This is a genomic window from Lentibacter sp. XHP0401 (assembly GCF_025751535.1).
Taxonomy (GTDB): Bacteria; Pseudomonadota; Alphaproteobacteria; order Rhodobacterales; family Rhodobacteraceae; genus Lentibacter.
This window is the reverse complement of the sequence record NZ_JAOWLC010000008.1, coordinates 83,787-95,957: the sequence shown is the minus strand read 5'-3', so window position 1 is coordinate 95,957 and position 12,171 is coordinate 83,787. Positions and strand designations below refer to the sequence as shown.

Sequence of the window (12,171 nt, the reverse complement as noted above, 5' to 3'; positions counted from 1 at the left end):
TTCCTTATGAAGTTAGTTGTCGAAGAATTACAGGAGGGACACCTGGAAAGGTTTGTCCGGCCTGAACAACGTCTCGTATCCGTCCTGGGTGAAGGGCGTCGCGAGGACGTTGACGTTAGCTTTCTCAGCCCAGAAGTTCACATAGTGTTCCAGGGTCAAGCTAGTTGAGCCTGAATCGCGCGCCTTTCCGATCGAGGCGATTGTCATCTTAATAAGTGTTCCCCATCTCAAGGCAGCCGCTATCGCGAGACGCCTATAGAAATCTTCCGTCATCAGATCTTCGTCAACCTCCAGACCGTTTTCCATAGCATAGCTGCCGACGATCTCGTGGATCACACCCAAGTCCTCAGACAGGTCGATCCCCTCAAAATGGACATGGGTTACCTTGTTCTGGGTCTGGTCTAGAGAGCGGACATGATCTGCGAGTTCAGGAACTCCGGACATGATCAGCATCAAAGGCCATCCTCTTGATTTAAGGAGCGTCTTGAAGTTGTCGAGAACCATTTCCCGATCATTGTCAGACTTTCCGGCGAAAATATGCTGAACTTCATCGAAGTGGATACCAATGATACCCTGAGCCTTAGCCTGATACGTGACCCGCGACCAGATTTCATTCTGGGTGAGGCGGGCATTGTCGGAGAGTTCATACCCCATTGCATTCAGGGTTCTCCTCCCGAGGTCTTTCCATCCTCCTGCCCGGCTCAGATCGCACTGAACAATGCGCGCAGGGTCGCCATTCGGCAGCGGGACTTTCTCCGCGTGGAGCAGGTTTAGAACCTCGTTGGTTTCCCGCGTTTTCCCAGACTCGCTTTGACCAGTGATCAAAAGCAGTTCGCCCTCGAACCACACCTCACTATTCAGGTTCCCGATATGACGACTAAACAGTTCACTGAACGTGGTCCGGAGTTTCTCGCCGCGATGAAGGGGAAAATGCCGGGCGGTATTCCGAGCAGCCGTTTCGGCGATCTGTGGATTAAAGAGGGATTTCATAGCTTGCTCTTCTTTATTGGCTTGAAGGACATTCCGGCTGGCTGGGATTTACGAGAAGTTGATGTTGGCGGGGCAGTCGTATCGCTAACCTTGAAGACCGGAGCACCATCTTCGCGGTCCGTGACGTAGCCCGGCCGCGCAGTAGGTCCAGTCTCGCTATACGGACGCACCGAAACCTGCGCCAGCCCGTCTGCGCGGCGCCTCAGTTGATCGATGGTCTGGTAGTTGGATGGATCTCGCGTATCCGGGAAGTATCCAGAGCTCCGGGCCCGGCTTCTGCGCACGTCCCTCAAGTGAGCGTCGTGGAGCTCTGCTGCCTTCGGGTCGCGACTGCATGCCTCCTCCATCAGGCTGATTGCTTCTTCTAACGTCAAGTCGCTGAAAGCGGTCATGCTCAGATTAACCTCGATTTCCCCAGAACGACCGACAGCGGTCACGTATGCCGTTCGAAGATCATCCGGATCGAGGTGAACCGTCACCTTCCGAGAGCAGCCACCGGCAAACTTCTGAAGCTCGGTCGAGTTGAAGGGAATATTGAAGACCTTGACCCCTTCGGGGGTCGTGCTGACCTCGGTCTTGACCCCCAGGTGGAGGCAGCGTTCTTTCTGGGACGGAGGCTCGATTGTTCGGTAGGTCTCCCGAACTTCTTGATACTTTTCCCATGGCGTTGCAGAAAACATCCCGGTTCCCCGATGCGCCGTATGGGCATATTCGTCGACAAAGTATCGGGTGAGCGTCCCATAAATTTCGTCGTGGGTGACTTCCGTTGAGCCCTTGGGGTCATAGTCCTTCAGTTCGCCGGGGCGGCTACCAGTGTAACCCGGCAGGAAGTTCAGGACCTGCCACTGCATAGTCCCAAATAGGGTTTCTACGTGAGGCTTATCGGACGCGTGATACGTCCGCCCCGGAATAATTGTCATCCCCGCTCCGAGCTGTCTTCCATAGATCACGGCCGCCCGCGTCGCTGTTCCGTTATCCGCTTCGAATTTGCGGATCCGGACCGCTGGTGCAGGGTCCTTCTTGCAGCCGTAACGAATCTTTTCCCGTATCTTGTCGCGGGTCGCCATGCGCAGAAGGGCTTCTGTGTGGTCAGCATCAGCAGTTTTTGAGATAATCCAGGCAAGAGGAAGACGTGTCGCGATGTCAATCATAACATGGAGCCAAAGACGTCTTATCTCATCCTTTTCCAGATCTTCAGATACTTTCTTCGGGTCGATACGCTTGGCTTCAACGGTCCCATCGGTATTCGTGAAAATCGAAAGATAGACCTGATCAACCTGAACGTTTTCGCCATAAGAGAGCGCGCGAATGTCTGTCGAGCCTGCGTTTTTCCGGTTTCGCGCATGCCTGATTCCGTTTCGTCCAATCTCCAAGGCAACAGCTGACAGCGCTTTGATCCAGGCCCGGATGGTTGTGATCGATGGGAACTTAAATCCACTCGCCCGTTCGTGCGGAGGAACATGAAATTCAGCTTCAACAAGCCTCATAATTGGTGCCAACTTAGGTTTTCTTTTATCCTGCCACAGGGATACGACGTGCTCGATATAAGCCTCCTGACAGGCACTCATCCGCCTTGTCCGATTGCCTTTCATATGATCACGGTCCATTAGAACGATAGGATTTTCACCGTATTCGTGAAACGTGGCCTGATATTCCTTAAGCGTGCGCCCCTCTGGCACCGTGAAAACGAGCTTGACCCGCCCACCACGCGTAGGTCCCGAATAGTTTTCTTCTTTGTGGAACGTTGCGGCGCGCCTCAACAGGAGGCTGCGATACTCACCACCCTTACTGATATTTCGTTGAGTAATCTTGTACCCCTCTGCCTCAAGCGCGTCGATCGCAAGGACTATAGCCAAACGGAAACGGATGGTGTTCTGCTGCTCTTCAGAAAGCTGCTCCATCAGTTCAATGCCGCCAGTATAGCGAAGCAGCATATCGCGCTTCTCTGCATCCTTCGGTTTGATGACCTCGCAGTCCCGGTCCTTGATCGCCTGATCGACTCGATCGAACTTGAGGGTCATGCATTCGCTATCATCAACGCCCTCTACCGCATAGCCGTGCTCCTCACGCCCAGTGACAAGCCAGCTGCGCCCGTCAAGGACGAGCTGCGATCCGGTCATAACGTGATAGAGGGGCTCGTAATTCATGCTTTCAATTGCACCCGTGAGTGTATCCAGATGACCGAATACCAGTCGGCGGCGAGGTCGCCGCGACCGATCATGCGCAAGGCAGCGTCAAACCCACGAGGCGAAGGAAGCCCTGAATTTCTGATCAAATCTTTGAGCGACCAGAAGCTCGTCGAAAACGCCGCCCTTTCAATTGCCTTGTCGGCGTCGTTGTCGCTGATCTGAAATGCCTCATGAACTCGGAAAAGGTTATCCCGATACGCTCGAGTGTATAGGTCCCCATTCACGACTATTGCCTCATCGGCGAAGTCACAGGGAATTGCTGCGAAAATATCCTCAATTTCAGCCTTGGTCTCAGGCTTGGCCAAACTCGTGGCGTTCCGAACGAACACGGCGCGACGGAGGCCATCTTCGAAGGTGATACGCATGTCAAAATGATGTGGGAGCCATTCCTCTGTATAACGGCAGCGATACATTACCGGTGCAAGCTGGACCTCGATGCCATAAACTTTGGGATCAAGAAGCACATCGAGCGCGGTCGCATATTCAGCCAGGCTTTCGAAATGATATACTTCAGGGCTCCCTTTCGTGGCCCTCGTCCTGAAAGTTGTCGAAACCCGCCGGGCAACTTCGCTGCGAGTCAGGGGATTCCGAAAGCCGGAATAAGGCCGGACCCCGTGAATAGGCGGAACCGTGAGCGCAGGCTGCTTCTCGGTCGGTCTGCGTGCGAGTTCTTCCTCCAGGAAGATGGACATGACTTTCTCCTTTCCAGAAAGCTCCCCTTTCCGGATTATTAGGTTTTTTATTCTAAGCCTGGTGATCGCGCTTGCCGGGACCTTTGGCGGTCTCTATCGTGGCGGGTGTATTCGGGCGATCAGGCCCTCAACTAACGGGCGCGCCTCTGGCGTGCCCTTTTTTTCCGTTCTTCCGGTTTCGTTAAGCCTTTCATCAGCGATATTTTTTCTTTGAGGTGACCGCGCCTCTCCGTGGCAGACGGCCTAGCGGAAATAACGAGATTGAAGGGGCGGAGTCAAGCTATTGAAAAGTATGCGAAAAAATCTCTGATCTCTGCTTTCTAACAGCAATCAAAAGAGCTCAGCGAACCGACTTACATGACCTTCCTCCCATCTCAAGGTTGCACACAAAGCATAGCCTAGACTGGGGGTTGGAGGAACTACCGCAGGTGCGATAGTTGTGGACAGCCTGTAACGTTAAATAATCAGACAGCCTGTCACGGCCGTAATCAAAACACCGTTTGCGAAAACTTCGTAAACTATTCCTGAGGCGACCGATTCGGATCCCGAGATGAAGGACGCTCCTGCACGTATCGACACCGACCACAGTGTCATCGTGGACGTTGAAGGCACGCGGTCGATCCGACAGGCTGAAGTTGGGTCAGTGCGCACGATGCTGGATCGGATCAAGGTGCAGCATGGTATTGATCCGGAGCGATTGATCGCAGACAGCGCCTATGGATCAGGCCCAATGCTGGGATGGCTCGTGGGTCGCGACATCAAACCCCACATTCCTGTGCTTGATAAGGCAGGTCGAACAGACGGCACATGGTCCCGCACCGACTTTGAATGGGATCCAGAGAATAACCAATACATCTGCCCCGAAGGTGAACCGCTCAAGCAGTTCCGGCGCAACTACTCAGATCCGAACCGGAAACCCACAGGCAAGGGCGTTGCCAAATACCAGGCTCTGAAACACACCTGCCAAGCCTGCCCATCGAAGATGAAGTGCTGCCCGAAAGCCGATGCGCGAAAGATCACCCGTGAAGAACATGAAGATGCCCGACAGGTCGCCCGTGACATAGCCAAAACCAAACAGTACGTCATCTCGATGCGGCTGCGAAAGAAAGTCGAAATGCTCTTCGCGCATCTCAAACGCATCCTCAGGCTGGGACGATTGCGATTACGCTGTCCATGCGGCGCAAATGACGAATTCCTCCTCGCCGCAACCGCCCAAAACCTCCGCAAACTAGCCAAGATCTTTCCTGCACCGCAGCAATCGCGCAAAGCCTGAAAAGAAAGGCGCTCGTGTCCTGCTCAAGACGGGAATTTCTGCGCCAGCAACACGGTGTTTTTCCACAGAATCGGCAGGAAGCGGAAGTTCGCTGCAGCTGCAGCCGAACCTCTCACATGCAGAGAAAGCTGACGTAGCCAAGTCAGCAGCTTATTAACTCAAAGTTCCAAGTCTGTATGGAGCCGCCCGAAAAGGTTTCGCACGAACCAAAAATCCTCCCTTATTCAAATGCTCAAATCTGTCAAATGGGAGCTGACGTCAGACACTATTATTAAAGCAATTGAAAACGATACCTACAATATTGGGGTCGGGATTTCCCCCAAATTTATAATTGATTTCTGGGTGGCTAACGGTATCCGCATTCGGATATTTTTGTGCAGCTGAATCTCTTAATCTATTTTTAATCTCAGTAATTTGATCTTTTCTATCCCACTTACCAGATATATCTGCGTTAACTTCAACTCGCCCTAACATTTTGCATTGGCTCAAGTGTGTAGAGTCGAGGGGAACAATAAAGACTCTTTTCCCCTCTTGTAGTTCACCGGCGCACCCAGCTAGAAAAGTTACTCCCAAAAGCCCCGCAACTAACGATTTATGCATCTTATTCTCCCTTTTAATCTTTATTCATCTCTTACACTTAACGCGGTGTTTAACAACTCTCTATGCGACCAAACGCCGAGATTGCAAGGCCCCATTGAAATTCCTCAGGAGGCAATGAAACGATAAAGAAATCCTCAGATTGTCATGGTGGACAGTGGACAAGTTGCGATTCGACAGAGCTGCAAATAAAGTTACCGGTAACGCGGATATGGACCGCTGGCATCCAACTTCACATCACCTACAGATGACCTGTTTGCGTGCGGCAATCACGCCATTGTAACGCAAGCCAAGGTCCGCTCTAGGCCGTTCGCAACGCTTTGACAGTTCGGGCGGAGACCTGCCGTCGCTGCTCCTTGAAGAGATTTCCGTTCTGCGCAGGAGGCGGACCTTTCTGGAAGCTAGTATCTAACAGAGACTGGATGATCCTTGAGTGCCAATACTCCTGATTTCGAGATCATGTAAAAGCGTAGAGCCGACGTGAATACACCGCCCAAAAAGGGCGGCGTTTGGGTGTATTTAGGAGGGCTGGGTTGCAAGTCAGGCTCGGATTAACTTGACCTCATAGCAATACGGGGCGCACTCAAAAACCTCTACTGCGTCCCCTGCGCGAGCGGTATTACACTCGAAGAACGAACGCACCCAGGACCGATCACGGAAGATCTTCTTCGAGCCATCAATGTCCGTCATGACCGGCGTTGCTCCGCCATAAGAGATGGTAACATTGCGCGGGGCCGCAGTTGCCCTGTTGCCGCCGCCAATAACATCATCTGGGAAGGAAGACAGGAAACTCTTCAGGTAGAAATGGTTATTGTTCAAATTTCCCTGTGTCAGCGTGCTCCGTCCCAAAGGTTCGCCACGCGCGCGCCTGCAATTCAGGCAGTATTTCTTCGCTAGACCCTGATGGAGCATTCGCCAGGAATGGCCTGTCATCTTCGTCGTCGAGCACATCGAAACTATCGACCAAACCTTGAATTCCCTGTTCTGCAAACAATACTACCTGTGCTGCGGCGCGGGCATCCTCACCTGCATCATGGTGTTCAAACCGCAGCCCAAGATGCGTTTTCAGGGACGCCAGACCGTGACCACCGTTGCCCTTGAGCTCGGGCCACGCGGTTCGTGCGACACTCACGCTGTCCTGCCAGTGCCAATCCGGCTCAACGCGATCCAGCTCGTTACAAGCAGCACGGATGGCGCTACGATCAAAGCCGGAGTGTTGATAGATAGTGCGCTGTGTCAGCGCATCTTCCAGAAAAGTGATAACAGCACCGATAGTTGGAGCTCCTTCGACCATATCGCGAGTGATACCGTGGAGATCACTGAAAACCCAACGATCAGTCTTCGGGTCAACAAGTGTGACCCAAGTCTCGATGCTGTTGTCTTCGCGGACACATGCCAGACCCAACTGACAGATGCTGGAGCGGTCATAGTTTGCGGTCTCGACATCCAAAGCAAAGAACCGAAACGGCCCTTCAGGCAGAACCGGTAGGGAACCGGACGTGGCGCTAAGAGTCCTGTTAACGCTCGGAACCGAAATGACACCCCGAAAGCGGCTCTCCTGCCGTCCGATTGCAGCGCGCTCAAAGGGACTGAGCGACAAGCTCTCGATCAACGCGTCGACAAGTTCGACCGGCTCGTCATATGCGTCCATACCGCGCCTGTTCCAACCGATCATTTCGGCCGGCGCCAAGGCAATAACCTCAGCCTCGAGCTGTGCAATCGGGGCGTGATCCGGCAACGGAACCCAAACAGCTCCACAATAGCGCCCGATGAAGGCCTGCCTAAGGCGCCTTACGATCTTCATTTCCTGAACCGTATTGGGGTCTTTGCGATCCACCCACATCCTGCCTGTGTTGTACATACGCGCAAAATAATGACTGTGCGTTTCCGATCCCGTCCGATGGCGCTGATGGATCCGCTTGTAGAAGGTTTCGGCCTCTGAAGAAGTCGAACCAATATAGCGAAAGGCGCCGGTATGATCGAACAAGCCATAAATGCCACGGGCGTCACGCGGTGCGTCGGAAGTCGGGCGGGGCTTTGCCTGCTGCAACATCTGCAGGATCTCGGCGGCGGTAGGGATAATCATCTCTGTTCTCACTTCTTATCGATACGCTTCCAGTCGCGCTGGGAGACGATCCCCCAGTTTCCGGCTTCATTAGGACGCCGCCAACGCGGTGTCTCCATCTTGTTAAGTGCCAGCAACGCGGCATCGAAACTGTCATACTGAACTTCCTCGCCCTTAGCCCCGATCGTAAACTTGCCGTTCCGAACGAGATCAGGATTGAAGTAGCTGCCGTCAGATGCGACAGGAACAAAGGTGACATCACCCTCAAAATCAAGCGCTAGCGGTGCAGGGAGTTCTTCATCAGGCTGCTGCCAGATGGATGAAAAGTAGTCCTTCCGTCCCTTAAGCCATTCTGCAGCGCTGGTCGCTGTGATGCACTGTCCATTGCGCTCAGCCCAACCCGAGTGGTCCACTTTGAATGTTAGTGCATAATTAGCCTGGGTTCCATCGGGACGATGGTTTCCGGGGCCGGAGGGCGATAGCCTAGGGCACTATGTGGTCGTTTTGTGTTGTAGTGTTTCCTCCATTGTTCAATCAGGATTTGCGCTTTCCGTAAGCTATAGAAGATCTCTCCGTTCAGCTGCTCGTCCCTGAAGCGTGCATTGAAGCTTTCGCAGATCCGTTCTCCCAAGGTGATCCCAACTCGATGTAGGCCGTTTTGGCACCGACCGCTGCGATCCAATCGCGGACGGCCTGAGCAATGAACTCCGGACCGTAACACCTTCGGAATGACGCTGATTGAGAGGCTATGACCGAGATTGTTATCGCACAAGATGCACCAGTTTTGGTGGCCATCGACATCGCCAAAGCAGTCATTCATTTTGGCAAAAACAACAGATACATTAAGGGTGGCACATCTTCGTCGCCATAGCTCCCCTTGTTCGACAGCGGGTCATGCGCTCGATACCAGGCAGATAAGGGCTCTCCGCGCAGAAATTTGTCTGCGCGGCGCAGAAGGTCCCGATCGGACCGAATCTTGTGAATCTGCGTCAAAAGAACAACCCGCTTCGCCATATCTGATGCGGTTGCCCCCCCTAGTACTAGGGGTCTAGGCGCGTCGGGATATTGCTTTGATATGATCTTGTAAAATTGATGCCAGCGCTTCGGGTGGACTCGATCTTCCGAGATGACAAATTCAATCAATGCCTTTGCTTGATCATTCATAGTGAAACCTCCTGATAGCACGTCTGTTCAGTTCATCGGCACAGATGTATAGAGGCCACCCTCGCACATGCCGATCCAACGTTGATTGAGGGCATCAGCCAGTTTTCGGCAAGTCGTGACGACGGCCTCCCGATCATGGCTCGCTATTTGAATAAGCAACCTGGGAAGTTCTTTTCCTTCGATAACTCCTAGCGCAGGAAGTAATGTGAACGAAGAAAACAGTTCTCCTACGATTACTAATATCTGTTTTTCTTCGACTTCAGTGAAGGGTTTGAATGCGTTGTTACCAGCATAAATGGAATAAAGTGGTGCGTCGGTTAAGGGCATGTTCGTCACCTTAAGAAATAGCAGTTTCAGTCATGGTATTTAATGCGGGGTTCAGCGTCAGCGCAGCCTCCCAAGGAAACCCTCGCCGACCAAAATGCCCCAAGGCTGCGGTTTGTCGAAATATCGGGGTGCGCAATTGCAGCCTCTCGATGATAGAGGCAGGACGCAGTGCATCACTTACGTCAATTTCCAATTCACGATAACGATCTAACGGTGAAGCGCCGCACCCGGTGCCGAAGGTTTCGAAATCCACTGCCACAGGATGTGCTTGTCCGATGGCATAGGCAGCGCGAACTTCACAAGCTTCGGCCCAACCACGTGCGACGACATCGCGCGCCATCTGGCGCGCAGCATAAGCGGCAGAACGATCAACCTTCGTGGCATCTTTGCCAGAGAACGCACCACCACCGTGACGCGCCATGCCACCATAGGTGTCAACGATAATCTTGCGCCCTGTCAGTCCCGCATCGGCGACAGGCCCGCCCGATATGAATGTCCCCGCAGGGTTGATGTGTAAGATCACTTCCTGCTGGAAATACGGTCCAAGCACAGGTTTGACGACCTCCTCCATCAGGAGCACGCGTAGGTCTTCAAGCTTGACATCAAGGGAATGCTGACTTGAAAGCACGACGGCGGCAACGCCTTCAGGCTGACCGTTTGCATAGCGGACTGTCACCTGTGCCTTAGCGTCGGGACCGAGGAGATGTGCCCACGTCTGCATCTGCCGAAGCTGCCAGTGTCTCTCCATAATGGCATGCGCCAGCGTTACGGGAAGTGGCATCAAGGTAGGAGTTTCGTTGCAGGCATAACCAAACATAAGACCTTGGTCCCCCGCCCCTGTATCGAGGTCATCCACGCGTGCGCCGATTTCACAAGATTGTTTGGATAGTTCTTCAACGATCTTAATCTGATCAACATCGACGCCCCAGAGGCCGCTGGTATGACCAATATCGCGCAAAACCTGGCGTGCAATTGCAGTAGGATTGATGATTGCGTGAGTGGAAATTTCGCCCAGAATGCAGAGAAAATTACTCTTGATTGCCACTTCAACAGCTACCCGGGAGCTTGGATCTTCGGAAAGGCAGGCATCTAGGATTGCGTCGCTGATCTGATCGCATATCTTGTCCGGATGGCCATGCGAGACGCTTTCGGATGTAAACAGGCCGGTCTTGTTTTGCATTGGAGTAATGCCTCTCTTTAGTGCTTTTGGCAGGATGCCGCGGCGCACAAGCTGATTATCAAATGCCGCTGGTTAGTATTTGTGATTATGCGCAGAGCACCAGCTCTGCTACTTTTCCACGCTCGATCCACACGAACGCGTTCTGCTGGTATTTCTGTGCAAGACTGACGGCTTTGTCACGGCTGATGCCCAGAGCGAAAAGGCTCGGTTCAGGTGGCCAGTGGCCAATACGGCCCACACCTTCCCCAGACAAAACCACGATACTCTCTGCTGCGAGTTTTGCACCAAGAACTTCTTGAGCACGTGCATTCTCGAGATCAGTCAGCGGTTGACTAAATGGATTCCACGCGGTGAGATAGGCTGCGGTTGCAACTTTGTAGGCGTCCATCAGTGCATCGCATGCTGCACAAAACTCACCAATACGGAGGGTAAATGGCTTTGCGGCATGGACCTGATAATCGGTTGCTCGGTAAGCCTGAATAATGGCTTCGTCCAAAAAATTCCCTCCGTCGTAAATACGAGGGGAGCTGACAGAACGCTACGACCCCTTGGTTGCCACCATGGCCGCATCCCCTTTCAGGAACCACCTTGCCGGGTCACGGCAGGTTGGCGGAGGCGTCAGCCCCACTCATGATGCTCTGAACAAAATGATGATGGTGGTCGCAAGTGTCAAGCCCCTTCGCCCATTCCGTGCGGCGGATTAAATATCAACCACTCCGAACGAACCTCCCCCTTGTCGACTTTAAACACTCGGTCGTGTTCATTGCATACCCTTGGTGAACATACGACCTGCGTCGCCCTTCAGAGCAGCGCACCTCGCCTGTTACCCATGATGCCCGCAAAGGAGGAACTACCGCAGGTGCGATAGTTGTGGACAACCTGTAACGTTAAATAATCAGACAGCCTGTCACGGCCGTAATCAAAACACCGTTTGCGAAAACTTCGTAAACTATTCCTGAGGCGACCGATTCGGATCCCGAGATAAAGGACGCTCCTGCACGCATACGCTTGCCCCCATCAATCCACCGGCAGGCTGCTGAGACAGGTCCTTTATCAAAGCTGTTTTCAGCCGATGGGCGGCTGGGTAAGAAATCCCATATCGTTTTGCCATGGAATGTCCGTGCAACCGGACATCTTCGTTTCTGTTGGCGTGCGCCGATATGATCTCCTCAGCGGCGATGAACCACATCCGCAGATCAAGCCGGGATCGGTGCGCGACACTTCCGGCGGTTATTGAAAACTGCTTTCGGCATTTACGGCATTGGTAGAGGGTCCATTTCTCAAGAAACGCGACATCGCGCCCGCCGCACCTCACACACTCAATGCCGTCTGGCCAACGCACGGCGGTAAAACGCACTCTGCAGCTGTGAGTATTCGGAAATGCTGCTCTCACGCCACCCTCGGGCAACATGAGGAACATCTCCATCCAGCGAATGTATTCTAACTTATTCGCCTCTTTTCTCTGGATCCATTTCGGGATTCTGGTCATTTTTTGGTGCTTTCACCGAAAGTGATATGTCAGGGCCCCGGACCAGGAAAACAGCAAAACATTCTTTGCCCGAGTCCCGGCCACGTGAAGGAGCGATCGATACTGGATGACAATACCTTCTCTATCCGCCTCATCGACCACTGACTTTAGAGTGCCTGCCGGCGGGAATACACCATCGGACAATAACGGCAAGCCGCGGCAATAG

At 53.2% G+C, this 12,171-nt stretch carries 10 protein-coding genes, 3 pseudogenes and 1 riboswitch; of the genes and pseudogenes, 1 reads left to right on the top strand and 12 read right to left on the bottom strand.

Annotated elements, in window-relative coordinates; genetic code table 11:
• Positions 1–27: 27 nt before the first annotated feature.
• The 3 genes from OE750_RS11540 to OE750_RS11530 are packed head-to-tail and all read right to left on the bottom strand — an operon-like array spanning position 28 to position 3,871.
• Positions 28–990, bottom strand: a complete 963-nt coding sequence (locus OE750_RS11540) for an ATP-binding protein (RefSeq protein ID WP_263764369.1) — start codon at positions 988–990, stop codon at positions 28–30.
• Positions 987–3,110: a transposase family protein gene (locus OE750_RS11535; protein WP_263764367.1), complete on the bottom strand. Its 2,124-nt coding sequence runs from the start codon at positions 3,108–3,110 to the stop codon at positions 987–989. Before OE750_RS11535 ends, OE750_RS11540 begins: the two co-directional genes overlap by 4 nt.
• A 23-nt stretch (positions 3,111–3,133) precedes the next feature.
• A complete protein-coding gene (locus OE750_RS11530) occupies positions 3,134–3,871 on the bottom strand; it encodes a hypothetical protein (RefSeq protein ID WP_263764366.1) in 738 nt (245 codons plus the stop codon).
• 571 nt (positions 3,872–4,442) lie between these two features.
• Between OE750_RS11530 and OE750_RS11525 the strand changes: the two are divergent.
• Positions 4,443–5,144, top strand: a pseudogene (locus tag OE750_RS11525) (transposase); the annotation flags it as partial.
• A 258-nt stretch (positions 5,145–5,402) separates the two neighbouring features.
• On the opposite strand, the gene OE750_RS11520 reads toward OE750_RS11525, so the two are convergent.
• From OE750_RS11520 to OE750_RS18205, 9 genes and pseudogenes are all read right to left on the bottom strand, one after another.
• Positions 5,403–5,744, bottom strand: coding sequence for a hypothetical protein (locus OE750_RS11520; RefSeq protein WP_263764365.1), 342 nt, complete (start codon positions 5,742–5,744; stop codon positions 5,403–5,405).
• Between the two features lie 805 nt (positions 5,745–6,549).
• A complete protein-coding gene (locus tag OE750_RS11515; RefSeq protein ID WP_263764363.1) occupies positions 6,550–7,827 on the bottom strand; it encodes an exonuclease domain-containing protein in 1,278 nt (425 codons plus the stop codon).
• 8 nt (positions 7,828–7,835) lie between these two features.
• Positions 7,836–8,219 carry a hypothetical protein gene (locus OE750_RS11510; protein ID WP_263764362.1) on the bottom strand — a complete coding sequence of 128 codons (384 nt, stop codon included), beginning with the start codon at positions 8,217–8,219 and terminating at the stop codon, positions 7,836–7,838.
• 8 nt (positions 8,220–8,227) lie between these two features.
• A pseudogene (locus OE750_RS11505) lies at positions 8,228–8,520 on the bottom strand (integrase core domain-containing protein); the annotation flags it as partial.
• A 102-nt stretch (positions 8,521–8,622) separates the two neighbouring features.
• On the bottom strand, positions 8,623–8,970 hold the full coding sequence (locus OE750_RS11500) for a hypothetical protein (RefSeq protein WP_263764361.1): 348 nt from the start codon (positions 8,968–8,970) through the stop codon (positions 8,623–8,625).
• A gap of 27 nt (positions 8,971–8,997) precedes the next feature.
• Positions 8,998–9,297, bottom strand: coding sequence for a hypothetical protein (locus OE750_RS11495; protein ID WP_263764360.1), 300 nt, complete (start codon positions 9,295–9,297; stop codon positions 8,998–9,000).
• Between the two features lie 10 nt (positions 9,298–9,307).
• The gene (metK, locus tag OE750_RS11490) at positions 9,308–10,477 is read right to left on the bottom strand and encodes a methionine adenosyltransferase (protein ID WP_263764358.1); all 1,170 of its coding nucleotides are present in this window, start codon (positions 10,475–10,477) and stop codon (positions 9,308–9,310) included.
• Between the two features lie 85 nt (positions 10,478–10,562).
• Complete coding sequence (locus tag OE750_RS11485; RefSeq protein ID WP_263764356.1) at positions 10,563–10,973, bottom strand: DUF3293 domain-containing protein; 411 nt, start codon at positions 10,971–10,973, stop codon at positions 10,563–10,565.
• Between the two features lie 42 nt (positions 10,974–11,015).
• Positions 11,016–11,119, bottom strand: a riboswitch (SAM-I-IV-variant riboswitch).
• Between the two features lie 610 nt (positions 11,120–11,729).
• Positions 11,730–11,888: pseudogene (locus OE750_RS18205) on the bottom strand (transposase); the annotation flags it as partial.
• Positions 11,889–12,171 lie beyond the last annotated feature (283 nt).

Bases quoted from the DNA above. Each gene is read 5' to 3' on its own strand.
- OE750_RS11540 (WP_263764369.1), bottom strand. From the start codon at position 990: ATGAAATCCCTCTTTAATCCACAGATCGCCGAAACGGCTGCTCGGAAT.
- OE750_RS11535 (WP_263764367.1), bottom strand. From the start codon at position 3,110: ATGACCGGATCGCAGCTCGTCCTTGACGGGCGCAGCTGGCTTGTCACT.
- OE750_RS11530 (WP_263764366.1), bottom strand. From the start codon at position 3,871: ATGTCCATCTTCCTGGAGGAAGAACTCGCACGCAGACCGACCGAGAAG.
- OE750_RS11520 (WP_263764365.1), bottom strand. From the start codon at position 5,744: ATGCATAAATCGTTAGTTGCGGGGCTTTTGGGAGTAACTTTTCTAGCT.
- OE750_RS11515 (WP_263764363.1), bottom strand. From the start codon at position 7,827: ATGATTATCCCTACCGCCGCCGAGATCCTGCAGATGTTGCAGCAGGCA.
- OE750_RS11500 (WP_263764361.1), bottom strand. From the start codon at position 8,970: ATGAATGATCAAGCAAAGGCATTGATTGAATTTGTCATCTCGGAAGAT.
- OE750_RS11495 (WP_263764360.1), bottom strand. From the start codon at position 9,297: ATGCCCTTAACCGACGCACCACTTTATTCCATTTATGCTGGTAACAAC.
- metK (WP_263764358.1), bottom strand. From the start codon at position 10,477: ATGCAAAACAAGACCGGCCTGTTTACATCCGAAAGCGTCTCGCATGGC.